The 22,812-nt window shown below is 63.7% G+C and carries 20 protein-coding genes; 9 read left to right on the top strand and 11 right to left on the bottom strand.

Annotated features, from left to right (window positions below):
• Nucleotides 1-13 precede the first annotated feature (13 nt).
• Together ABX74_RS09815 and ABX74_RS09820 are read right to left on the bottom strand one after the other, a co-directional pair.
• Nucleotides 14-3,271: an arabinosyltransferase domain-containing protein gene (locus tag ABX74_RS09815; protein ID WP_047888757.1), complete on the bottom strand. Its 3,258-nt coding sequence runs from the start codon at nt 3,269-3,271 to the stop codon at nt 14-16.
• Between the two features lie 82 nt (nt 3,272-3,353).
• Complete coding sequence (locus tag ABX74_RS09820; protein WP_003943854.1) at nt 3,354-3,623, bottom strand: helix-turn-helix domain-containing protein; 270 nt, start codon at nt 3,621-3,623, stop codon at nt 3,354-3,356.
• Nucleotides 3,624-3,672: 49 nt separating this feature from the next.
• On the opposite strand from ABX74_RS09820, the gene map reads away from it, so the two are divergent.
• Nucleotides 3,673-4,437, top strand: coding sequence for a type I methionyl aminopeptidase (map, locus tag ABX74_RS09825; protein ID WP_029537381.1), 765 nt, complete (start codon nt 3,673-3,675; stop codon nt 4,435-4,437).
• Between the two features lie 9 nt (nt 4,438-4,446).
• On the opposite strand, the gene ABX74_RS09830 is transcribed toward map, so the two are convergent.
• Nucleotides 4,447-6,279, bottom strand: coding sequence for a glycosyl transferase (locus ABX74_RS09830; protein WP_019746419.1), 1,833 nt, complete (start codon nt 6,277-6,279; stop codon nt 4,447-4,449).
• 335 nt (nt 6,280-6,614) lie between these two features.
• On the opposite strand from ABX74_RS09830, the gene ABX74_RS09835 reads away from it, so the two are divergent.
• On the top strand, nt 6,615-7,286 hold the full coding sequence (locus ABX74_RS09835; RefSeq protein WP_020968119.1) for an MspA family porin: 672 nt from the start codon (nt 6,615-6,617) through the stop codon (nt 7,284-7,286).
• Between the two features lie 22 nt (nt 7,287-7,308).
• Here the strand turns inward: ABX74_RS09835 and ABX74_RS09840 are convergent, their stop codons facing one another.
• The 5 genes from ABX74_RS09840 to ABX74_RS09860 all read right to left on the bottom strand — a co-directional run bounded on the left by ABX74_RS09840 (nt 7,309) and on the right by ABX74_RS09860 (nt 12,858).
• Complete coding sequence (locus ABX74_RS09840; protein WP_189637324.1) at nt 7,309-7,941, bottom strand: hypothetical protein; 633 nt, start codon at nt 7,939-7,941, stop codon at nt 7,309-7,311.
• Nucleotides 7,942-8,040: 99 nt separating this feature from the next.
• Nucleotides 8,041-8,649, bottom strand: a complete 609-nt coding sequence (locus ABX74_RS09845) for a TetR/AcrR family transcriptional regulator (RefSeq protein WP_019746422.1) — start codon at nt 8,647-8,649, stop codon at nt 8,041-8,043.
• 73 nt (nt 8,650-8,722) lie between these two features.
• Nucleotides 8,723-10,576 (bottom strand): galactan 5-O-arabinofuranosyltransferase, encoded by a 1,854-nt coding sequence (locus ABX74_RS09850; protein ID WP_047888796.1) that lies wholly within the window; start codon nt 10,574-10,576, stop codon nt 8,723-8,725.
• 90 nt (nt 10,577-10,666) lie between these two features.
• Complete coding sequence (locus ABX74_RS09855) at nt 10,667-11,428, bottom strand: decaprenylphospho-beta-D-erythro-pentofuranosid-2-ulose 2-reductase (protein ID WP_019746424.1); 762 nt, start codon at nt 11,426-11,428, stop codon at nt 10,667-10,669.
• Nucleotides 11,425-12,858: an FAD-binding oxidoreductase gene (locus ABX74_RS09860; protein ID WP_047888758.1), complete on the bottom strand. Its 1,434-nt coding sequence runs from the start codon at nt 12,856-12,858 to the stop codon at nt 11,425-11,427. Before ABX74_RS09860 ends, ABX74_RS09855 begins: the two co-directional genes overlap by 4 nt.
• Before the next feature lie 63 nt (nt 12,859-12,921).
• Between ABX74_RS09860 and ABX74_RS09865 the strand changes: the two genes are divergently transcribed.
• From ABX74_RS09865 to ABX74_RS09875, 3 genes are read left to right on the top strand one after another with little or no spacing between them, the layout of a single operon-like run.
• On the top strand, nt 12,922-13,395 hold the full coding sequence (locus ABX74_RS09865) for a GtrA family protein (protein ID WP_302622415.1): 474 nt from the start codon (nt 12,922-12,924) through the stop codon (nt 13,393-13,395).
• A 54-nt stretch (nt 13,396-13,449) separates the two neighbouring features.
• The gene (locus ABX74_RS09870) at nt 13,450-14,376 is read left to right on the top strand and encodes a PIN domain-containing protein (RefSeq protein WP_047888759.1); all 927 of its coding nucleotides are present in this window, start codon (nt 13,450-13,452) and stop codon (nt 14,374-14,376) included.
• A 19-nt stretch (nt 14,377-14,395) separates the two neighbouring features.
• Nucleotides 14,396-15,379, top strand: a complete 984-nt coding sequence (locus ABX74_RS09875) for an alpha/beta hydrolase (RefSeq protein ID WP_047888760.1) — start codon at nt 14,396-14,398, stop codon at nt 15,377-15,379.
• A gap of 13 nt (nt 15,380-15,392) precedes the next feature.
• Here the strand turns inward: ABX74_RS09875 and ABX74_RS29685 are convergent, their stop codons facing one another.
• Complete coding sequence (locus tag ABX74_RS29685; RefSeq protein WP_124566830.1) at nt 15,393-16,019, bottom strand: TetR/AcrR family transcriptional regulator; 627 nt, start codon at nt 16,017-16,019, stop codon at nt 15,393-15,395.
• A gap of 209 nt (nt 16,020-16,228) precedes the next feature.
• On the opposite strand from ABX74_RS29685, the gene ABX74_RS09885 reads away from it, so the two are divergent.
• The 4 genes from ABX74_RS09885 to ABX74_RS09900 are packed head-to-tail and all read left to right on the top strand — an operon-like array spanning nt 16,229 to nt 20,785.
• On the top strand, nt 16,229-17,020 hold the full coding sequence (locus ABX74_RS09885; protein WP_053062006.1) for a cyclase family protein: 792 nt from the start codon (nt 16,229-16,231) through the stop codon (nt 17,018-17,020).
• 53 nt (nt 17,021-17,073) lie between these two features.
• Nucleotides 17,074-18,006: a fumarylacetoacetate hydrolase family protein gene (locus ABX74_RS09890; RefSeq protein WP_019746428.1), complete on the top strand. Its 933-nt coding sequence runs from the start codon at nt 17,074-17,076 to the stop codon at nt 18,004-18,006.
• Nucleotides 18,003-19,241: a thiolase family protein gene (locus ABX74_RS09895; protein ID WP_046377749.1), complete on the top strand. Its 1,239-nt coding sequence runs from the start codon at nt 18,003-18,005 to the stop codon at nt 19,239-19,241. The genes ABX74_RS09890 and ABX74_RS09895 overlap by 4 nt, the downstream gene beginning before the upstream one ends.
• Entirely contained in the window at nt 19,238-20,785 is a 1,548-nt protein-coding gene (locus ABX74_RS09900) for an AMP-binding protein (RefSeq protein WP_052740904.1), read from the top strand. Before ABX74_RS09895 ends, ABX74_RS09900 begins: the two co-directional genes overlap by 4 nt.
• On the opposite strand, the gene ABX74_RS09905 is transcribed toward ABX74_RS09900, so the two are convergent.
• Both ABX74_RS09905 and ABX74_RS09910 read right to left on the bottom strand, forming a co-directional pair.
• Nucleotides 20,774-21,634, bottom strand: coding sequence for a RimK family alpha-L-glutamate ligase (locus ABX74_RS09905; RefSeq protein ID WP_047888761.1), 861 nt, complete (start codon nt 21,632-21,634; stop codon nt 20,774-20,776). The genes ABX74_RS09900 and ABX74_RS09905 overlap by 12 nt on opposite strands.
• A 34-nt stretch (nt 21,635-21,668) precedes the next feature.
• Complete coding sequence (locus ABX74_RS09910) at nt 21,669-22,760, bottom strand: S1C family serine protease (RefSeq protein ID WP_046379739.1); 1,092 nt, start codon at nt 22,758-22,760, stop codon at nt 21,669-21,671.
• Between the last annotated feature and the right edge of the window lie 52 nt (nt 22,761-22,812).

Raw genomic sequence — 22,812 nt, forward strand, 5'->3', positions numbered from 1 at the left:
CCACGCGTAACAGTTACGACTGGTAACGAATCGGGCCCGGTGTCCAGGTGCCCGAACGGGTCTCGGTGGTGACGTTCATTTGCGCGGGAACTGCGTCCGGATCGAGCGGTGTGTACTGCTCGAGCGAACCCCAGTCACGATCCCAGTCGTTGTCCAGATAGGTGGGCAATGCCCTGGCCGAGAGCAGTTCGCTGGTCCAACCGAGCGGTCCGCCGCCGTAGTGGTCCTGCCAGGCGTTGGTGGACTCCGCGCCGATGCGGTCGGGCAGAATGCGCCACTCGGGGATCTCGGCGACGCCGTACAGATGATCGACCGGACGTTGGCACGGGAAGGCGAGACCGACGGCCCAGTCCATCAGCACCGGATCGGTGGATCCGACGACGTCCTGCAGCGTGCGCATGGTCGGCACTCGCGGCGGTGTCACCGCCAGCCACTGGTCGGCACTGATGTCGGTGTCACTGGCCACCAGACGCACGGTGTCGGCGTCTGCGGGCAGTTGATCCATCGGAACGCGCAGGTTGCGCCACGACGGCGACGGGCCGATGTCGATCGGATCGACTCGTCCCAGCGCGTCGACGCTTCCGTCGGCCTGCTTCTTGCCGTACTCGACCTGCAAGACCGCGCCGGGGGTGACGATGCCGTCGGAGTTGACGTAGCGGATTCGTCCGGCCGCGGCGACCGTGAGGAGCGGTGCGGCGTCGTTGCGCTCGGGCAGTGAGTACCAACCGGTGGTCAGCGACGCGTTCTGGGGCGCTCCGTAACTACCGAGCACCGGCGTTTTTGCGGGGTCGAGCCCGAACGGGAGCGCGACGTTGCTGCCGTTGACGCCCGAGGTCGACTGCGAGCCGCCAGCGGTTCCGGATCCGGTTCCGGGCGTGCTGGTGGTGCCGGACTGAGAGGTCGTGGTGTCGAGGCTGTTTGCACTGCCCGCCGTCGAGTCCTCGGCGTCTGCGGTGAGGTCGCCGGCGACTCCGTCCGGCGAGAATCCGGTCGATTCGCTTGCACCGAAAGCTCCGGCGCCGGCGAGGTCGGTGGGCCTGTCCACCAATTGCAGGACGCCCGTGTTGGGATCGGACTCCACGAGTACCTCGCCCGCGAGACCGCAGCTTCCGCCGAAGACGGATTCGATGTTGGACTTGCCGATCGAGTACGCGGGGTACTGAGCGACCGCTCCCTTGAGTAGGGACAGCACCTCGAAGAGCACGACGGCTCCGGCCGCGATGGTCAACGGTGACGGGGCGAGAAGGCGAAGTCGCCTTGTCTTCTTGACGCTGTCTTCCGCACCGTTTCGCTCCCGCGGCTCCATGACGTGGTACCAAGCTGCCAACAGCAGCGTGAGGATCGTGAGGCCGAGGAAGGCCGTCGAGAATCCCTTGCCGGCGATTGACGGTGGCTTGTCCCACCACGGGACGCCGTAACTCGAGACATACCACCAGCCGTTGGAGCTGGTGAACGCCACAGCGAGGATGAACAGGATGCCCGCGGCGAACAGCGCGCGGTTTCGTTTGGAACGCATGCTCGACGCACTCACGCCGACGGCGGCGAGCACGGCAACCGTAGCGGCCAGACCGGCGTACACACCGAAGTGGTGAGTCCACTTGGTGGGGGTGAACTGCATCAGGAGCAGCGACGCGAACACGATGCCGAGGATTCGGCGCGAGGGCCCGATCGCGGTACCGGGGATCCGGCCCTTGCGCAGGATCATCATGACGCAGAAGACGAGTCCGACGATCATGACGAACATGCCGAAGCGGCGGGCCAGTGAGCCGTCGGGGGAGATGGTCATCAGTGCGTCCCACCGCAACCGCTCCTCGAACCACGGAACGTTCGGCCCGACGGCGGTTCGCACCCTGGTGGATTCGAGAACCGTTGCGAGGGTTTGATCTGCGAAGACTGCGACAAGAACCACGGTTCCGGCTGCGAGGATCGGCATGACCTGGGACAGGAAGCCGACGCGTTTGCCGCGGGCGATCAGGATCTGCAGGATCGGCCGGGCTCCGGCGATCAGAGCGCCGATGGCGATCAGCCCGGAAGGCCCGGCGGCCAGCGAGAATGCGGCGATCAGCACGGCCATCGCGGCGGGCAACAGACGTCCGGTGGCGATGGCGCGCTCGATGGAGCACCACGTGAGCAGGGCGCCGAGGGCAATGATGGGTTCGGGACGCAGGCCGTTGTTGTACGGCAACCAGAAGGCAAGGAACACGAGCCCTCCCGTCCAGATGGCAACCTTGTTGCGGCGCACCGCAACACCGAGTCGCGGTATCACCTCGCGGCTGATGACCATCCAGCACAGAATGCCGGCGATCAACGCGGGCAGGCGCATCCACATGCTCGCGGTGCTGACCTTCGCGAACAGCGCCAGCACGTCGTAGTACCAACCGAACGGCGCTTCGGGGACGCCGAACCAACGGAAGTAGTTCGCCATGTACCCGGAGTGCTCCGAGACTCTGGCCATGCCGAGCAGATAACCGTCGTCGGAAGTGTTGGCGCCGAACACATGCCAGAGCGCCAGCGTGCCGATCACCAGGGCGTCGATGCCGGTGAACTTCCACCACCGTGCCGGAAGGAACCGCCGGGCACGACGGCCGTCGACGCCGTCGATCCGGTGCAGTGCGTACAGCGAGACGACGGTCGAGAGTGCGGCGACGATCATCGCGAACAGTTTGAGAAGTGTGGGGCTGGACGAGAACCGCGAGTCGACGTCCATGTGGGCGGACAGTCCGGCGGGCGCTGCGCCCTGCAGGTCGGTGAAGATGCCGACAACCTGTGGGCGGTAGTCACCGGTCAGGGTGGTGCCGACGCCGTCGATTCCGGTGACCGCCGCGACGGTCTGCTCGGAGTTGGTCGTGATGGTGATCGCCGTGCACCCGCTCAGTTGATCGAGCGGAGCCGAGATCAACACCGAATCGCGAGTGAGTGCTTCCAGGCGGTCGGCAGTGGTGCGGACGGTGAGGCCGCGGGCGTTTCGGTCCGGCGCACCGTTCGGCATGGTCGAGAGCAGTGTGCCGCCGCTGCCGCCCAACTGGCCGAGGGTGGAACAGGGAATGCTGATGTCGAGCGATGTGGGCGAGTAGGAGATCAGCGGCGACGAGACGCTGTTGACGGTCCCACCCTGCGGCCAGTCGATGCTCGCGGCTTCCTGCTTGACGGGCAGGAACGGCGTCGCGAGTGCAAGAAGCAGGCCAAGAAGGCCGGTGACTATCGCGATGAGTCGTGCCGTCCGGACTCTCTGGGAATCCGATTCTCGGGGAGCGTCGGGGCCAGTGGGCACGGGTTTCGGGGGCACTACTACTTCAGACGGCACAAGGAACGATGTTAGGCGAGTGCGGGCCCACACATCCTGAGAGAACTACTCAGGATGCAACTTCCTGTTCGGATTGTGGTGTTTCAAGTGTTCGGGCGATGGTGTCGAGTGAAATACCCAACACTTCCGCGACCGCGCTGATGGTGAAGAAGGCGGGTGTCGCGATGCGTCCGGTTTCGATCTTGCGCAGCGTTTCGACGGAAATACCGGCGTCGAGCGCTACCTGAACCATGCTTCGGTCCCCCCGCGCCGATCGCAGGAGTTCACCCAGTCTTAGTCCTCGTTCGAGTTCTTCCGCCGTCAGCGGCACGCGCACCATGTGATTATAGTAATACCGGTATAGTTATTCGACAAGGAAGGTGTTCGAGATGGTCGAAATCAAGACCGCAGGGGAAATCGACGCGATGGCGGCGGCGGGGAGAATCACCGCGCAGGCTCTGGCTGCGGCGCGTGAGGCGGCGAGCGTCGGAGTGACGTTGCTCGAATTGGACGCCGTTGCCGCGGAGGTCATTTCGGCTGCCGGCGCCTCGGCGCTGTTCTTGAATTACCGGCCGGCGACGGCGCCGATACCCTTTCCCGGCGTCGCCTGCATCAGTGTGAACGATGCTGTGGTGCACGGTATCCCGAATGGGTACCGACTCCGTGACGGTGACCTGATCAGTATCGACTGCGGTGCGAGACTCGACGGCTGGTGCGGCGACTCCGCCATCAGCTTCACCGTCGGACAGGGAAGTAGTGAGGATCAGGCACTGATCGACGCGACCGATGAGGCACTAGCCCGTGGCATTGCCGCCGCCCAGCCCGGAAACCGATTGGGCGACATCGGTGCCGCGATCGGACAGTACGCGCGCGGCCTCGGATACGGAATGCTCGCCGATCACGGTGGGCACGGCATCGGCCGCGAGATGCACGAAGGGCCGGATGTGCCCAACGAAGGTCGAGCAGGCAAAGGCTTCCGGTTACGGCCCGGCCTGGTCATCGCCATCGAACCGATGCTCATCGCCGACGGAACCGACGACTACCGGCACGACGCCGACGGGTGGACCCTTCGCACCGTTTCGGGCGCCAGGGCTGCGCACAGTGAGCACACTGTCGCGATCACCGAAGACGGTCCGGTGATCATGACCCGCTGATCAACCCGCTCAGCTCTGGTTGGAGGTCTTGCCGCTCACGAGGTCTCGTACGTCCCACACCCACACGTCGTCGACGCGCTTGGCGTCGAAGCCGACCAGCTCGTCGACCGTGTGGCGCAGGGCGTCGTCGCCGGAGAATCGGGGAAGCACCAGTACGTCGGCGTGCCAGTACCGCAGGTCGGTCAGGGCGTTCGCTCTGGTGCCCACATCGATCAACGGGACCTTGCCGGTTTGTTTGGCATTGACCAGCAGGGTCGAGGTGGGCCGGGACTCGGCGCCGTAGATTCCGGCGCGGGTCTTCGAATCCGGGCCGACGAAGTACCCGCCGGCGATGGGGAAGCCGAAGTCGGCGTCGACCTGCCAGCTCAGTGCGCGGGCGTCTTCGGCGCTCGCGACGGGGACCGTCACCAGGGTGCCGTCGCTGACGTAGTTCTCCCACGAGCCGCTGGTGATGAATTCGGGCGTCGCAGATCGCTGATCGGCGTCGATGGGGGTCGGGATCAGGGGAATCATCGCGACGGCGAGTGCCACCAGCCAGACACCGGCTGCCGTGCGGCGCGGTCCACGAAGTTCGACAAAAGCGCGGTAGGTGCCGAGGGTGAGCAGCAGCCCGATCGCCGGAATCGCGCCCATGGCGAATCGGGATTCGAGCACCGATTCGAACAACGGCAAGTCGGCGAGGAGTTTCCACGGCAGGGTGATGCCGGTCTTGTCACCGTCGATGGTCAGTTCGGAACCGAGCGAGAGCACACCCATCACCACGATCACGGCGGCGGCAGCGCGGGTCAGACGGATGCGCCACAGCCACACCGTTGCGCCGAGAAGCAGGAGCACCAACGGCCATCCGAAGTACGCGTTCTCCTCGGTCGGGTTCATCCGGAACTCCGCGCCCTCGGGATCGCCCGCGACCGATTCGGTCGGGAACGTGGTGAGTGCAGCGGTGTCGTTGCCGGCCTGACCGTGTGAGACGCCGTCGTAGCTCGCAGGGCCGAAGAACTGCGACCACAGCGGCACCGCGGTGATCAGGAGTGTGACCGCGCCGCCGATCACGAGACCGGGCATCGCGCGCTTGATCGCCTGGCGCGACTTGGCCAGGTCAGGCAGTGCATAGGCGGCGCCGAACACCATGGCTGACATCGTGAAGATGAGGAGCGGCTCTTCGCCGAGGAAGATCTGCCACGCGACGAGTAGGCCGAGAACGATTCCGTCGCGAACCGGACGCTTGCCGTTCGAGATGCGTACTACCTGCAAGAAGATGAAGGGGAGTACGAAGAAAGCGACGAAGTTCGGATGACCGTTGGCGTGCGAGATCATGGCGGGCGCGAATCCGCAGAACCCCGCTCCGACGGCGGCGGCGATCTTGGAGCGGACGGAGACACCGGTCAGTACGTGCCGCGAGAATGCCCAGTACCAAGCTATGGCGGTGCCGCCGAGTCCGGCGGTCAGCCCGATCGCATACGTGGCCGTCGGTCCGAAAATCAGCGTGATCGGGGCCAGCGGGATGCTGATGCCGAACATCGCGGTGTTGGCCATCAGGTTCACGCCGAGCGGGTAATTCTGCAGGTCACTGAACAGCGGGCTGCGGAACTGGGCGAGCGCGTGGGCGGTGTCGGCGAAGAACCATTCCCACATGGCCTGGTCGCGGCCCGCGTTGAACAGATAGCCGGACTGCAGATCGCTCCACAGGTTCGACATCACGTAGATCGCCGCAACGGTGAACGTCGCCATGATCGCGAGGTCGACAAGACGCCCGCGCTGGACGACCGAGCGCCGCACTGCTGAACGGACTCGCCCTGGACGTGCTTCTTCGAGCAGTTGGACGTCGGGCAAGGTCTCGGTCATGCAGTCGGTGCCTTTCGGTTCTGGCGCCCATCCCTGAAGTGGCAGTTCTCAGAAGTTCGGGGTGGCCTATTTAGGTCTCGATTCGATAACTTCCTCTGTCAGAGTAACGAACAAAACGGTTCGCGTCCGCGAGCGGGCGCAGTCGACGGGACAAACCGGGCCACCCGACTTGTCCGGAAAGTAATGTTTTCGTGCATCGTTTGACGGGTTCGTGACCGGGGTATCGCAACAAGGATCTTGCTCGCGTTTGTTCAGGCAGCCCCGACGAATCCCATCCTCGACGAAGAGTTGGAACCTACGTCCGGGGCCTATACCGGATGGGATGGTGCTTGTGCATGTCGAAGACAGCAGTTCGCAGTAGCGCAGTGGGAGCAGTGGCCTTACTGGCCGTTGTCCTGGGGGGTGGGACGGCGTCGGCAGGCGTCGACAACACCAGTTCGATCACCGACGTCAAAGGAAATCGGATAGAGGTCTATCAGGCTGATACCGCTATCCACGTCTTTCCGCCTCTCGACAGCTCACCGCTGAGCGTCGAGTTCTTCCACGACGGGGTTGCCGGCGTGAAGATCGACGGGCCGGACGCGGCAAGCTTCACCGGAACGAAGCTGACGATCGGTTATCAAATCGGCTACCCGATCGCGTTGACCGGCGCGACGGTTGTTCTCAACAGTCCCGGCCTCGACTGGGCAGTCGAGAGCGGAACGAACCTCGGTATCGGTCTGGTTCCGGACTTCGAACTGGGCCTGGACATTTCGAACGGGTTCGCCATCGGCGGCGACATCATTCCTTCACAGGAACTGGACGTCGATCTGGCGCCGGGCGGTATCACCGACGTCGCGCTACTCGAAGACCAGGAATTCGACGGACCTGAAGCAGCCGTCCGGCTCTCCGGAGTTCACGGATACGTACAGGGAGCAATCGGGCCGGTAACCATCAGGCCCTACGCGAAGGCTGTCACGTCGAATGGCGATACCGTCGTCACTTACGGTGTGCCGCAACGGTTGTAGTGCAGTACCGGCGCTCCCGCCCTCACGCTGCAACAGCGTGGTGGTGGGAGCGTTCCGAGTTGTGAGTTGTCGAATCGGTGCCACGAATAGGCTCGGCGTCCGCCCAATGGGCACTGCGGGAAACACTGACGAGTTTCGCGACCAGCCGTGCCGCGATCCACACGAGGTACACGGCGGTGATCAGAAGCAGAAGCGCCCAGTCGTGCGCGAAGAATCCGACTATCCCGCCGATCGTGAACGCGAGGGCGACGAAGACGACGCGTCCGCCCACGTCGGTCTCGACCAGATACTCCGGCTCGATCGGATCGTCGAAGTCGTTCGTTTCATCGGCGTCTCCAGCCGATTCGGCTCTGGACTTCTCGTGGTGTTCGGTCGGGATCTCGAGTAGCTCACCCCATTCGAGCACCGCAACGGTGTGTGCGGTGTCGGTCGGGATCGCGCGGTAGTCGCGGGACTCGGAAACGTCGATGAGAGCCCTTGCCAGGGTGAGTACTTCGATGCGATTGCGAATCGCGACGCTCAACACTTCGTGGAAGGCCTGCTCGCGCCCGAACGGTTTGCCGCGCGCAATGACCAGAACATGTTCTGCGGAATCGAGAACTGCACGATGCGGTACAAGCTCGCGGCTTTGCGTAACGAGTTCGCTCACTGTCATCACCTACCCCGCCGGTGGTTGATGCGGCCGTTTGCTCGACTGCGCTTGGAGGGGCTGAGTACCCCGGCAGTTTCGGAAACAAACTCGCCGGACAGCGTGTCAGATTTGCGCAGCCGGGGCCGAGAGTGCTCCGAGGCAACTTTCGATCAGGTCGGCAACAATCACGTGAGCACGTTCTCGGCTGTCGACGCGACCCTCCCACGTGGCAAAAGTGACGACGGCGAGCACGGTCAGAGTTGCCGCCCGAAGTTCGGCGATCTCTGCCGGCAACGAGGACGCAGCGACTATCCGCCGCTGAACTTCGCGGAAACTCTCGGCCTGCATGTGATCACGGATGGTCGACGACATGGCCGGGTCGAAGATCGACTGCACCAGGAACCGTGCGTACAACGTGCCCTCGCGGTAGATTGTCTGTTCCGCCAACGGCAGCACGAGAGCCTCGACGAGGGCACGCATCGTCGGTGGATTCGCGTCGAGATCGATCGTGTCGAGCAACTCGCGTCGACGCTCACCGGCAGGTCGCATTCTGGACTCGACGACGGCCGCCAGCAAACCTTCACGTGAACCGAAGTGATACTGCGCAGCCGATTTGTTGGCCTGTCCGGCTTCGGTCTGAACATCACGAAGCGTCAGAGCGGCCAGACCTCGTTCGGCAACCAGACGCTCGGCTGCATCGATCATTGCCGCTCGGGCATCGGTTCGGGTCACGGTATGAAGTTAGGGGTGCGTCGGGGTCGCGTCAACGACCCCGACGGTAAGCCTTTTGTGACGTATCTCCTGGTTAGCTCGCGTCAGAGCGGGTAACGACCACAAACGGACCCTGTTCGGTGACTGTGAAACGAGGATCGTCGAACAGTTCCTTGGGGAACGTGACCGTGTAGCGGCGGACGTTCGGGTCGTTGGGGTAGACATCCTCGGCCAACCGCAGCGTGTACCCGTCGGCGCCCTGGCGGAAGACGAAGGCGTCGGGACTTCGCCACGGCGACGCGTCCAGCGCAGCTATCAGTTCGTCAGGGGTCTTCAGTTCCGACCACTGCTCTATCAGTGCGGCGCGGGCACGGAAATCGGCGAGGGGGTTTGCGTAGTGCGACGTCAGACCTTGGAAACCGAAGTACGGGTAGAAGCTCAGGAAGCCGATGTCGGCGGTGAGTACCACCGTGTCATGGGGTTCACGTCCCAACTGTTCGCGGATGATCCGGTCGATGTCCGCGTAATTGGCTTCGGCCCCGGGAGGTCGCTTGTCCCCGCGCTCGCCGTTGCCGTCGGTATCGCTGTATGCCACAGCGATATCCGGCGCCAGCACCTGCGGGATGTTCTGCGCGAAGGCGATGGCTCCGATGGCACCGAGTGCAACCAGTACCGCTTTGACGCGGGGATTTTCGCTGGTGGCCAGGACGATCCAACCGGCGAACTCGAAGAATCCGAACACGCCGGCGGCGGCAAGGAGTCCGATCAGAACCGGCTCCAGTCGGAAACCGAGGAGCGTACTGCCGGCAACGGTGAACGTCATCGACAGCAGTGCCCACAGATACACGGCAATGACACCGATACCGAGTGCCCGGGCGCGGCGGGAGAAGAGGAAACGAGAAATCAGCCAGACCGTGCCGAGTAGGCACAGTCCGCCGACGAGGGTGAAGCTCAGCATCGGGAAGGGCAGTACCGCACCGGAATCGGGGAGGTAGTGCATTGCCGTGCCGGATTCTGCAGTGGCACCCGAGAGTGCCTTCAACAGGTAGGGCGCCCAGACCGTCAGAGCGACCAAACCCGAGATCATCGCGATTGCGGCGAGCCTGACAAGGGGACCCAGTGCGGCTTTCCACGTGTTCTGAGCGCGGGCGGCAAGTACTGCGGCAACGACTGCCATCAGAGTCACGGCGAATGCGGCGAATCCGAGGTACAGCGTGTAGACGGTTGCGGCGAAACCGAGGAACAGGCCCGTCCCGAGAATTGCGCCGGCTCCGGCAAATCGAGAGGCACCCGGGCGATCGAGAGCCCCCCACGCCAGGATCAGCACCGGCGGGATCAGGAGGTTGATGACGGCGCCGTACGCCTCGGGGGAGTTGTACGCCAACACGACGGCAGTGACGGCCAACGCTGCAACGACGGCCCAATCGCGTCGAATCAGCTTGGTCCACAACACGAGTGCGACGACGGCGACGACAGCCAGCGAGCCGATCGCGTAGGGCTTGAACGCTTCCCAACCGTCCATGCCCAGCAGGTTCGCGACGCGTCCACCGATCCAGAACCAGCCGGCCGGGTAGAACGGCGGCAGATCCACGTACGTCATGTCCTGCAGCGCAGCCGAATCCGTCAGCCGGGTCAGGTACTCGGTCCGGAACTGCTGATCGACCGAGACGCCGTGCAGATACAGACTCGTCGCGGCCAGGGGAAGTCCGAGCGTCGTGGTGACGAAACCGGAGAGCCCGGCCCACGAGAGGAGTTTTGCGACCCGCTCGGCCTTGCGGGCGCGGAACATCAGAACCGCAACACCGACCACTGCGATGCAGAGCACCTGCAGCACCGTCGTGACGGCCTGCGTGACGTTGGAAGACGTGAACGCCGGCCACTGCACTCGGCCGAAAGCAAAGAGCCCGACAGCGGCTACAACAGCGGCGACCAGCGCTCCGAGGGCCATTTCCACCACCGTCGCCGCGGCATTACGCCACGGCGACGGGGTCGAAAGTTCTGTACTCGGAGCAGTCGTTGTTTCTGGCACGGGAGGAGCTTAAACCGGCAACTTCCGGAAGATCGGGCGCGGCACGTGGCGAAGACCCATCATGACGAAACGCCACGGGCCGGGAGTCCAGACGATTTCCTTGCCCTTGTCCGAGGCGGCAACAGCGAGCTTCGCGACGATGTCCTTGTTGACCGTCAGCGGAGCTTCCTTGACGTGGGCACTGAACTGCGTGCGCACCATGCCGGGACGGACGACGGTGACCTGCGGTCCGAATTCCGCGAGAGCCTCGCCGAGTCCGAGGTAGAAACCGTCGAGGCCCGCCTTGGTGGAGCCGTAGACGAAGTTGGCACGCTTGACGCGCTCGCCGGCAACCGACGACATCGCGATGATCTTGCCGAAGCCCTGAGCCTTCATCTTCTCGCCGAGAAGAACACCGACCGAGACGGACGCGGTGTAGTTCACGTTTGCGACCAGAACCGCCTTGCGCTGGTTCTGCCACAGCTCTTCGGAGTCACCGTCCAATGCGAAGGCGACGATCGCGACGTCGACGTCCCCGTTCGAGAACGCCTGGTCGATCACCTTCGGGTGCGATTCGAAATCAACGGCGTCGAAGTCGATGAGCTCCACCGAGGTGGCACCCTTCGCTTCGAGCTGCTTGACCGCAGCTTCGCGTCCCGGATCGCCGGGAAGTGCCGCAAGAATGACGCGGAGCGGCGCCTTCTTCAGGTATTCCTCACAGATGGCGAGGCCGATCTCGGAGGTTCCACCGAGAAGCAAAACGGTTTGCGGGTTACCTACAGCGTTGATCACAGTTCCAGCCTTCTGGACATATCGGAGGCGAAAACGCCTGTGGGGTCGTACTTGCGGCGCGTCGCGATCCACTCGTCGATGCGCGGGTACATGGCGTGGAAAGTTTCCGCGGACGTCCGCGAATCCTTGGCCGTGTACAGGCGCCCACCGAATTCGAGGACACGCTTGTCGAGTTCGGTGACGAACTCGTTCAGGCCCGGCTTGATGCGGAAGTCGACGCAGATGTTCCAGCCCGGGATCGGGAAGCTCAGCGGCGCCTGGTTGCCCTCGCCGAAGAGCTTGAACACGTTGAGGAACGAGTAGTGCCCGCTGCGCTGGATGTCGACGATGATCTTCTTGAATTCGTCGACGGCCTCCGGCGGAACCACGAACTGGTACTGCAGGAATCCGTTGGATCCGTACGCCCGGTTCCACTCACCGAACATGTCGAGCGGGTGGTAGAACTGCGTCAGATTCTGGACCTTGCCGCGGTACTTGCCGGACTTGCGGAACCAGACCTCACCGATCGCGGTGAAGTTGAACTTGTTGGCCAGCCCGTTGGGGAAGACATCGGGGAACGTCAGCAACTGCGGCGCATCGAAGGCGAGCGGGTTCTTCTGCAGCTTGGCCGGAAGCTGGTCGAGCTTCGCCAACGATCCGCGCGAGACTGCCGCACGGCCGAGCTTCGGGGGCGCGGAAATCGCGTCGAACCAGGCGCTCGAGTACTCGTAGTTGGCCTCGCTGCCGTCGCTGTGCAGCGCGATGGTCTCGTCGAGGCTGTTGGTGACGTCGCCGTCGGCAATGAAGTACGCCGTCTCGGTCGGTGTCATCTTGATGGTGGCGCGCAGGATGATGCCCGTCAGGCCCATGCCGCCGATCGTGGCCCAGAACAGCGCGGCCTTGGGATCGTTGCGCCCGCCCTTGGGGGTGAGAGTGCGAACCTTGCCGTCGGCCGTCAGCAGATCCAACGACACGACGTGGTTGCCGAAGCTGCCCGCGCTGTGGTGGTTCTTGCCGTGGATATCCGAGCCGATGGCGCCGCCGATCGTGACCTGGCGAGTACCCGGCAGGACCGGAACCCACAGGCCGAACGGCAGAGCAGCCTTCATCAGCTGGTCCAGATTCACGCCGGCGTCGACGTCCACCAGAGCGGTGTCGCGATCGATGCGATGAATGCGGCTGAGTGCATTCATGTCGATGACCAGCCCGCCGGCGTTCTGCGCCGGGTCGCCGTACGAGCGGCCGAGGCCGCGCGCGATGACGCCGCGTCGCAGATGCGAGGGCTTGGAATCGTTCTGTTCCGCAACCTGGGCGACCGCGTTCGCGATCACTTCCACGTCGGGGGTGGACAGCACCTGTGCGGTGGTGGCGGCGGTGCGTCCCCAACCGGTGAGGGTGCGGGCTTGGGTGTGGAGAGCCGGCTTCGGCGTCTCTTCTGCTGTCGTGGACATCAAGGTAGAGGTTACCTGGGAGTAGTGCCGACGGCTCCGACTCGAGTGGTTACTCTCGTCGTCGTGCCCGAAACACCTGCAAGTCACCAGCACGAACCCCACGTCCCGCTGCCCGTCGAGATTCCTGTCACGACGGACATCGCCGACGACGCGATGGACCTGAAAACGCAGATCGTCCGGTTCGTCGCGACGGGTGGGCTGTCGGCGGTCGTGGACTACGGGCTGTACGTACTGCTCTTTGCGTTGGGATTGCCGCGCGTCGCCGCAAAATCGCTGAGCTTCGTCGCAGGCACCACGACGGCGTACCTCATCAATCGTCGGTGGACGTTCAAGGCCGAGCCTTCTCGCGCCCGCTTCATCGCTGTCGTCGCGTTGTATGCGATCACTTTTGCGGTCCAGGTCGGACTCAACGAAGTGATGGTCCATGTCTTCGACGAACATTGGTGGCGGACACCGCTGGCCTTCGTCATCGCACAGGGCACCGCGACGGTCATCAACTTCATCGTTCAGCGGGCAGTGATCTTCAAGATCAAGTAACGGTTCGGGGTGGATTAGCGCATTCGTCCGGTTTCGTGGGAGAGAATCGAGCCCATGATCATCGTTCTCGATTCTTCGGCCCTGACCAGGGGCGCACGGTTCGACGCCGCCATCGCCGACGCTCGCGCACTCGGACACCGCGTCGTCGTGCCGCGATTGGTCGTTCTCGAAGTTGCGAGTCGCTATCGCGAGGAATCGGCGGAGATGATCGCGGCCCTGAGCGTCCAGGCGCGCATGTACGACCGACTGGGATTGCGGCGCGACCTCACCAGATTCGTCGACGCAGCTCACGACAAGGCCGACGGCTATGTCGACGACGTGATCGAAGACCTCGTGGCGATCGGCGTCGAAGTGGTCGATCCAGTCGACGTGTCGCATCTCGAGGTGGCCGAGAGGGCGATCTCGCTGCGTCGGCCCTATACCGACAAGAAGAAGCGAGACGGCTACCCGGCGACGCTGAACTGGCTGACCGTGCTCGATCTCGCCGACCGCAACCCGGAGGTCGACGTCATCTGGGTCAGTTCCGACGCACGGGCATACGGCGAAGGCGAAGACGGGGTCTGGCACGCGGATCTCGCGCGTGAACTGGCATCGCGCGGCCTCGAGTATCGGGTCCGCTGGGCGTCGGACATCCCGGTGATCGACGGACCGGTGCAGGTGGAGCAGGTGGCTGAGGTCGCTGAGGTCGCGCCCGAGGCGCCGGTTGCTCAGGGCTTCGTGGAGCCGGAAGCGGTCGTTCCAGCAGAGATTCCCGAACCCGAGGTTCCGGCGGCGCCCGTCGTTCCGGAGGCACCGGCATCAGCTCCCGCACCCAAGCCCGTACAGCGTGCAGCGCGGACGAGAGTTGCGCCGCAGCGCATCGAGCCCGCCCCGAAAGCTCAGTCCGGTGGACTGCGTGGTCTGGGCAAGGTCATCGGCGGGCGGAAACGAAAGGTCACGATCGTCGACGATCTCGACGAAGTCGACCTCTTCGGTGCCTGATCGCTTCTAATCTGGACAGATGTCTCTGTTGCCGACAGTCAGTCGTAGGACCGGAACTCGATACGGCAGGCCGAGTATCGAATCGCAGGTCCTCTACAACGCGTGTCGATGGATGCTTCGGCCCGTGGTCGGGATCGCGCCGCTGACGCCTGGCGCCATGCGCCGCGCCGCAGTTCTGGACTCGGCCGCGGGTGTACGCATTCCGTCCGGGATCGATCGGGAAGCGATTCGTTTTCCAGGTTTCGACGGTGAACTCGTCCGGACGGCAGGCTCGACGGCTGATCTGCGCGAGGGTGTAGTTCTCTACCTGCACGGCGGCGGGTTCATGTGCTGCGGGCTCAACACGCATCGGCCGGTCGTTGCCGGCATCGCCAAGCGAACCGGCCTTCCGGTCCTGCACATCGCGTATCGGCAGTTGCCGAGCACGAGCATCAGCGGGTCCGTCGACGACTGTCTGGATGCGTACCGGTGGCTCCTCGAACAGGGAGCCTTGCCGGAAAAGGTTGTCTTCGTTGGTGATTCGGCCGGAGGTTTCCTGGTCTTCGCGACGGCGCTTGCAGCAGTTTCCGCGGGGCTCGAGGTTCCGGCCGGTCTTGTCGGCCTCTCACCGCTCCTCGATCTCGATTGCACCACCAAATCGGTCCATGCCAACGCTCGACGCGACGTGATCGCCCCGGTGTCGGCATTGATGGCGATCGGAAAGCTTGGCGGACAGACGAACTCGCCCGTCGACGGCGATCTTGCCGCGTTGCCGCCGTCGTTGCTGATCGCCGCCGAATCCGAGGTGCTCAGAGTCGATTCGGAGGTGATGGCGCAACGGCTCGCCGCCGCGGGGGTGCCGTGCTCGCTGCAGATCTGGAACGGCCAGGTTCACGCATTTCCCGCCGTCTGGCCTGGCTTGCCGGAGAGCCGCGCCGCGCTACGTGACGTCGCCAGGTTCATTCGCTCCAGGCTCGATGCGATCCCGCCCCAGGCTGCGGGCGAAAGTTGTTCGGGAAGTTGAACTTCCGGTTCGCCTATGGATTCTCGTGTGCTGCCGGATTCTCGTGCCCTGACGTTGCGGTAGATGCCATCGCGCGGGCATAGATCGATTCGAGTTCGGTTACCGCCGAACGTCGATCGACGTTGTCGGGATCGAGGCGATGTTGGAGGTTGATCCCGAGAGTGCCGGCCAGAAGGGTGACGGCAACCAACTCCGGATTGGCGACCGGTGTGTCGATCGAACGCAGGTAGTCCGCGTACAGTGTTCGCATTGCGACGTACTGCTCTGCGTAGGTCTCGCGGATGGTGGACCCGGGAATCACGGCTTCGATCAGGATGGTCGAGAAAATTCGTGCCTCGGGGTACGACATCAACACGAAGTTGGCTTCGATCAATGCTTCGATTCCGGTCGCCGAGGATGATGCCAACTCTGCGCGCAACTTCTCCATGCCCCACCGGAATGCGTCTTCGACGACGGCTCGTAGAAGCCCGTCTTTCGATCCGAAGTGCCAGGCCACAGACCCTCGGCTGATGCCGGATCTTTCCGCCACGGCTTGTACGGACATAGCGGCCGACCCGCCTTCCGCAGCCAGTTCGGCCGCGGCCTTCACCAGTCGCCGTCTGGTTTCCTCGGAAATCTCCTGCTTGCGTGTCGACGCCATTCGGTGTTCCTGCCTTCTTTCGTTCTCGAGTGCAGCCAATTCCGGCACGCGGTGACGTCGACGTGCCCGTCGGGGCCGAGACCTGCGCACCGCACTCATGCTACGAGGCCGGCCATCGACCGGCCGTATTCCTCTCGCGACACCCTCTTGCCTATGTTGATCGTCCAGTTCTATGCTGAGCGTCCAATAACTTAACGGAATGGGCGGACATGGAACTCATCGATCTGACTAGAACTCTCGATCCGGCCGATCGGGAATTGCTCCCCGAGGGTTTGAAGGCACTGGCTTCCGTCGTTGCCCCCTCGGTGACCTACTCGCACCCCGCAGGTGCCGGACGCGACGAGTTCGCGGCAGCACTGCAGTGCGGAGTTCATGATCTTCCGGACGGTGAGGGGTGGGGATCGGAGATGTTGAGTGAGTTCAACAGCCATCTGGGCACACACGTCGACGCGCCGTTGCACTACGGATCAACCTCGGAGGGTAAGCCTTCTCGCACGATCACAGACATCGCGTTGGATGAATTATTCTGCGAGACAGTGGTGCTCGACCTGCGCGGCCGGTGTGAGGCGAATCAGCCGATCTCGGTGGACGCGCTGAAGGCTGCCCTGGCGGAAAACGGTGCGTCCGTTCCCCAGGGTGGTGCCGTGTTGCTCCGTACCGGACAAGAGAGCTTCACCTTAGCTGATCCAGGGTTCTTTCAGTATCCAGGGATGAGTCGCGAAGGCACGCTGTTTCTCGCCGAGCAAGGCGCGAAGGTGCTGGGCACCGACGCTGCCGGCTGGGACTTGAGCTTTGCAGTCATGGCACAGAAATTTCGAGACACCGGCGACAACTCGGTTCTCTGGGACGGGCACCGGGCCGGACGCGAACGTGAAGTATTCATCGTTCAGCAACTGGCGAACCTCGCCGTGCTTCCGCCCTCGGGATTTCACGTGGCGTTTTTCCCGATCAAGCTTGCGCGAGCCAGCGCTGCCCCGGCTCGTGTGGTCGCGTTCGTCTGAGCAGAATTCCCGCCTCACCTAACGAACAATTCAGTGAAAGGTATTGATTCACAGTGAAACTTGCGACCGTCGAGTACGAAAAGACCCAGCAGACGGCTCTGGTGACGGGCAGCGGCGAGCAACTGTTGTTACTCGAGCGAGCTCATCATGATGTGACGGGTAAACCGGCTCCAGAACTGGAAACCATGCAAACAATCATCGAAGGTGGTCCGGCGGCACGGGAGATCCTGGATCGGCTCGCAGACGAGCAGCCGGCAAGTGCGATCGTCGACGCGGGTGACGTGCGCTGGATGTCGCCGCTACCTCAGCCGGTCCAGATCCGAGACTTCGGCTGCTTCATGGATCACTTCCGCAACGCTCGCGCCCGAATTCAAGGGGTCGCACTCGAGGACGTCGAACTGCCGAAGATCCAGTTGGAGCGCCCGCTGTATTACATAGCGAACCGATTGGCGGTGACCGGACACGAATCTGAGGTCGTGTGGCCCGAGTACTCGAGCCTGCGCGATTACGAACTCGAATTCGCCTGTGTGTTGGGGCGCGGTGGAAGCGACATCTCACGAGCGGATGCCCCTGCGCATATCTTCGGTTACACCATCTTCAACGATTTCAGCGCCCGCGATACTCAGCTCGAGGAGATCTCCACCGGACTCGGTCTCAGTAAGAGCAAGGACTTTTCGAACGCGAATGTCCTCGGCCCCTGGATCGTGACGGCCGACGAAGTCGGTGACCCGTACCAGCTCGAGATGACCGCGAGAATCAACGGAGACGAGGTGAGCCGAGGAACCAGCGCCGACATGGACCATCGTTTCGAGGACGTGATTTCGTTCGCCTCGACTTCCACGCGGCTGTACCCGGGTGAAGTCTTCTGTTCCGGCACCGTGCCGAGTGGATGCGGCTTGGAACACGGGCGGTTCCTCGAACCGGGAGACGTAGTCGAACTCGAGGTCGCCGGCCTCGGTGTATTGAGGAATCGAGTGGTGGCGTGAGCGGCGAAGTCATGGTTCTCGGTGTCGGCGCGACTCCCTTCGGGCGGCACGCGGATACCTCGGCCTCGGAATTGGCGGGGCGTGCAGCGATCGACGCCGTCGAAGACGCGGGCCTGACCCGCGGTGACGTCGGTGCAGTCTTCTACGCGACCGTCAGTCAGAAGGCGATCGACCGGCAGCACATGATCCCAGGCCAGATTGCCTTGAGGCCTTACGGTTTCGGTGGAGTCCCGGTCGTCAATGTCGAAAATGCCTGCGCCGGCGGGGCAACGGCACTCTGGCTGGCGATCGCCCACGTTCGCGCCGGTCTGTCCGAGGTCGCATTGGCGGTCGGGGTGGACAAGCTGGTGTGCTCGGATCCCGCTCGAAGTCTGGAGGTGTTCGACGGTGCACTCGACGTTGCGCATCGCGACGAGACGCTCGCCGGCCTTGCCTCACTCTCCGCTCCGGTGCCGGGTGAACTCGGATCGCAGGGTGAGCGGTCGGTGTTCATGGAGATCTACGCTTCTCTTGCTCGGGCGCACATGGAGAGATTCGGAACGACCGAGTTCGAACTCGCGTTCGTAGCAGCCAAAAATCATGCGCATTCCGTAGACAATCCGTGGTCGCACTTTCGCAAACCCTTCACTGTCGACGAGGTGCTTGCCGCGAGGCGAGTCGCGTGGCCTCTGACCGTTCCGATGTGTTCGCCCGTCAGTGACGGTGCGGCGGCAATTGTTGTGACCACTGCAGACTTTGCGCGAAGGCATGATTCCTCTCGGCGGGCGGCGCGGGTACTCGGTTGCAGCTTGGTGTCAGGCACGGATCGGGCCGCAGGTGACGTCGAGAGTCACATCGGTCGCCGAGCGGCAATGAGCGCATACGAGGAAGCCGGAGTCGGGCCAGGCGATGTGGATGTGGCAGAGGTCCACGACGCCACGGCCTTCGGTGAAGTACAGCAGGTCGAGAATTTGGGGTTCTGCCCGATCGGTGAGGGCGGCGCGTGGTCTGCGTCCGGTGCGAGTTCATTGGGAGGCGTGCGTCCGGTCAATCCGTCAGGTGGGCTCGAATCCCGTGGTCATCCGGTCTCGGCAACGGGACTAGCGCAGGTCTTCGAACTTGTCACGCAGTTGCGTGGACAAGCAGCGCGGCGACAGGTTCCCGGGGCTCGAATCGCGGTCGCAGAGAACGGCGGAGGTCTCTACGGCATCGAGGAAGCCGTCGCCGCGGTCACGATCTTGGGAGGGCCACGATGAACGCGGACATGATGAACGATGAACCGATGGCGCCAGGCTTGCACGAGCAAGCGGGATATGCGGATCTGATTCTGTCGGCGCTGCGACGCCGACCAGACCACATCGCGTTTCGATTCACGGATCGGAACGGTGATCGGGCCGAGCTGACGTATCGGCAGACCGCTGAACAGATAGAGCGGATTGCAGGTGTCCTCAGTAGCCTCGCTCTGCCGGACGGAGGCGGGGTAGCCCTGCTTGCGGGTCCGTGTCCTGAAGCATTCACGGTCATGGCCGCGGCGTGTCTGGCAGGCGTGCGCTACACGGCCCTCCATCCGCTCGCGACCGAAGAGAACGACAGGATGGTGCTGAAAGACAGTGGTACCGATCTCCTGTTGGTTGCCGACGGACAGTTCCAGGCGCGCGCCGAAGCGGCGCAGACTCGAGTGATGTCACTGTCAGCCCTCGAATCAGCGTGTGAATTGGCTACGGCGGGAACAGGTTCAGGCTTCGGCGGTCAGGGTCGAGCTTTGTATCTCTTCTACACCGGTGGAACTACCGGTGAGCCGAAGGGCGTCATGCTCAGGGACCGATCTTTGGTCGCCAATGCCTGGGCCTGCACCACGTGGGAGTGGCCGGCTGATACCACCATGCTGCTCACCACGCCGATGTCTCATGCTGCCGGTCTGCTCGTCGCACCCGGTCTGCAGCGAGGTGCAAGCTTCGAGTTGCACAGGTCGTTCGACCCGGACAGGGTTGTCGACGCAATCGAAAATGACGGAGTCACAGCTACATTCGTCGTTCCTACGATGCTCTACGCCTTGCTCGACCATCCACGCCTGTCGGATGCGAATCTGTCCGGGCTGAACTGGATGCTTTACGGTGCTGCACCCATCGACCCCACCAGGCTCGCGCAGGCAGGGGCGGTGTTCGGGCCGATCCTGAGCCAGCACTACGGTCAGGCCGAAGCCCCGAATGCGTTGACGGTGCTCGATACACGTGAGCACACGGACGATCCCGCAGTTCTGGGGAGTTGTGGGCGCGCGATGCCAGGTGTCGAAGTGGTGTTGTTCGACGAGCAGGGAAACGAGACCGCGACGGGCGTACCCGGCGAGCTTTGTGTGCGAGGTCCGCTCGTGATGGACGGCTATTGGAACAAACCTGAACAAACCGCTGCAGCGCTCGCGAATGGGTGGTTGCACACCGGCGACGTTGCTCGGATCGACGAAACTGGGCTCATCTCGATCGTCGACCGCATCAAGGACACGATCATCAGTGGTGGATTCAACGTCTACCCGCGCGAAGTCGAGGACTCACTCGGACATCATCCCGCAGTGGCCGCCTGTGCAGTATTCGGTGTCCCCGATCCTCAATGGGGAGAAGCGGTTACCGCGGCAGTCGTACTGAAGACGGGATGGTCGGTCACGCCCGAGCAGCTCGTCGCACACGTGAGATCACACAAGGGCCCGATCTGGGCGCCCAAGGAGATTTCAATTGTGGAAGCGTTGCCGCTCACTGCTTTGGGGAAGGTCGACAAGAAGGCACTCCGAGGCGCTTCACAGACCTAGAGACGCGACAACTGCCCGTGCGAGGGCGTCGGCAGATCCAGGGGCGAATGGCAGAAAGAGTTCGGGCTCGATCAGTTCCACTTCCATGAGCAGTGGTTGATCCACCGGACCCACGACGTCCACACGCGCGTAAAGCAATTCGCCGGGGCCGCATGGGGTCGCGGCCAGTGCCGCGTCGGCCACCGCGAGTTCGGCGGCGGAAGGCTCGTGGAGGTAGTTGGTTCCGCCGTGGAACTCCTGCACACGGAAGTCGTTGGTGGCTGGGATCTTCCGGACGGCATGGGAGTAGCGTCCGCCGAGGTGGATGATCGAGCGCTCGCCGTCGACGACGTCCGAGATGAAGGGCTGGACCAACGCGTCGTTGCCACTCTCGAGGATTGAGCTGAGGTGAGCGTGGGCCTGTTCGGACCCGGCGGCAAACTTTCCCACTCCGACAGCGCCGGCGGACACTGCAGGCTTGACGATGACCTCGGCACCCTCGAACGAAGGGAGGGTGAGTGTTTCGCGCTTTCCGGCAGCGATCACAGCGGTTGGAACGATAGGTACGCCGGCCGCGGCAAGTTCGGTGAGGTATCCCTTGTGGGCGTTCCACTCGACGATCGGGAGCGGGTTGGCGATCGGGGCGGTCAGCTGATCGAGAACGGCAAGAAATTCGTCGAGGCGCTGGGTGTAGTCCCAGGTCGACCGGATCAGAACCAGGTCGGCGTCGATATCGAGGAGGGACCGGCTCGACCACGGCGCCATCGTCGACGCGATGCCGTAGGAGGTGAGAGCTTCCATGACGAGTTTGCTTTCGACATCCGCCTCGCGGGCGGCGCCGTCACAGGTGAGCAGGAGAACCGTGGTCATGCCACGATGCTTTCACGGCTGGCGCCTTGTACGACTAGCGAGGTGGCCCCTCGTCGAGGACCAGGGAACCGGTCCCGGGTTGCCCCGTTGCGTCCACCCACGTCACTGCGACGGTGTCGCCGGGGCGGCGCGAGCTCATCGCCGCGTTGAGATCAGCGGACGACGCGATCCGGCTGCCACCGAACTCGGTGATGACCGCACCTTTGGTCAGCCCCACCCGCTCGGCTGGCGAATCGAAGCTCACGGCAACAACTTCCGCGCCGGCCGGCATCTCCGCGTGATCCTTGACTGCGACACCGAGCACGGGTGTCGGTCCCACACGCACGGTTTCGGAGGAGCGGCCACCGAGTACCTGCTCGACGATCGGTAGCGCGGTGTCGATCGGTATCGCGTAGGACTGAGGCGCCGGCGAGGTTTCGGTGCGGTCGGTGACGGCGTTGCCCGCACTGCTGACGCCGATCAGCTCGCCAACGGCGTTGACCAGGGGGCCACCGGAATCGCCAGGCCGGATGTCCGCGTCGACCTCGATGAGGCCCTTCAACTGGTTTCGCGATCCGTCGGACACGTTGCGGGTGTTGACGGTGACACCGAGGTTGGTGATGACGCCGGGAGCTGGGACGGGCACTCCGCCGCCTTCCGCATTTCCGATTGCGGTGACGGCATCCCCACGAGTGGCTTCTGCTGATTTGCCGACCACAGCCACCGGCAGATCCGTGGCGCCCGCGAGTCGAAGGACGGCAAGGTCGCTGACGCTGTCGTACCCGAGGATCTCGGCGTCGTAGATCAGTCCGTTGGACATGCTGACGGCAGTGACGTCCGAGGCTCCGCTGATGACGTGGTGATTCGTGAGCACAACTCCGTCAGGGGAGAGCACGATCCCGGTTCCGGCGGTGGTGGTGAATCCGGCCGGCGCGGTGATGGTGACGATGGTGGGGACCACCTGGGCCGAGAGCTCCTCCGGGGTGAGCGGAACAACCGGCGCCGGTGGGGTGGTCGTGATGACGGTGACGGGGGCGGACTCGATCGTGCCAGGCGTCAGAGGCGGTGCGACCAGTGCGAGGGCGCCGAGTCCGGCTGCGAGAACGGCGGCCGTCCACAGACCGCGTCTGCCCGCACGTTTGGTCATCCAGCCGTCCGTCCCGCCGGTCGTCATCCCATCGAGTGTGAAAGGTGAAGAT

The sequence above is a fragment of the Rhodococcus sp. ARP2 genome, assembly GCF_001029585.1.
GTDB classification, from domain to species: domain Bacteria; phylum Actinomycetota; class Actinomycetes; order Mycobacteriales; family Mycobacteriaceae; genus Rhodococcus_F; species Rhodococcus_F erythropolis.

What these genes read in the sequence shown, in the direction of transcription:
- ABX74_RS09875 (WP_047888760.1), top strand. Translation starts at nt 14,396, where the DNA reads ATGTCTCTGTTGCCGACAGTCAGTCGTAGGACCGGAACTCGATACGGC.
- ABX74_RS09850 (WP_047888796.1), bottom strand. Translation starts at nt 10,576, where the DNA reads ATGGCCCTCGGAGCGCTGGTCGCCGCTGTTGTAGCCGCTGTCGGGCTC.
- ABX74_RS09840 (WP_189637324.1), bottom strand. Translation starts at nt 7,941, where the DNA reads ATGACAGTGAGCGAACTCGTTACGCAAAGCCGCGAGCTTGTACCGCAT.
- ABX74_RS09910 (WP_046379739.1), bottom strand. Translation starts at nt 22,760, where the DNA reads ATGACCAAACGTGCGGGCAGACGCGGTCTGTGGACGGCCGCCGTTCTC.
- ABX74_RS09820 (WP_003943854.1), bottom strand. Translation starts at nt 3,623, where the DNA reads ATGGTGCGCGTGCCGCTGACGGCGGAAGAACTCGAACGAGGACTAAGA.
- map (WP_029537381.1), top strand. Translation starts at nt 3,673, where the DNA reads ATGGTCGAAATCAAGACCGCAGGGGAAATCGACGCGATGGCGGCGGCG.
- ABX74_RS09905 (WP_047888761.1), bottom strand. Translation starts at nt 21,634, where the DNA reads ATGACCACGGTTCTCCTGCTCACCTGTGACGGCGCCGCCCGCGAGGCG.
- ABX74_RS09835 (WP_020968119.1), top strand. Translation starts at nt 6,615, where the DNA reads ATGTCGAAGACAGCAGTTCGCAGTAGCGCAGTGGGAGCAGTGGCCTTA.
- ABX74_RS09830 (WP_019746419.1), bottom strand. Translation starts at nt 6,279, where the DNA reads ATGACCGAGACCTTGCCCGACGTCCAACTGCTCGAAGAAGCACGTCCA.
- ABX74_RS09860 (WP_047888758.1), bottom strand. Translation starts at nt 12,858, where the DNA reads ATGTCCACGACAGCAGAAGAGACGCCGAAGCCGGCTCTCCACACCCAA.
- ABX74_RS09870 (WP_047888759.1), top strand. Translation starts at nt 13,450, where the DNA reads ATGATCATCGTTCTCGATTCTTCGGCCCTGACCAGGGGCGCACGGTTC.
- ABX74_RS09885 (WP_053062006.1), top strand. Translation starts at nt 16,229, where the DNA reads ATGGAACTCATCGATCTGACTAGAACTCTCGATCCGGCCGATCGGGAA.
- ABX74_RS29685 (WP_124566830.1), bottom strand. Translation starts at nt 16,019, where the DNA reads ATGGCGTCGACACGCAAGCAGGAGATTTCCGAGGAAACCAGACGGCGA.
- ABX74_RS09900 (WP_052740904.1), top strand. Translation starts at nt 19,238, where the DNA reads ATGAACGCGGACATGATGAACGATGAACCGATGGCGCCAGGCTTGCAC.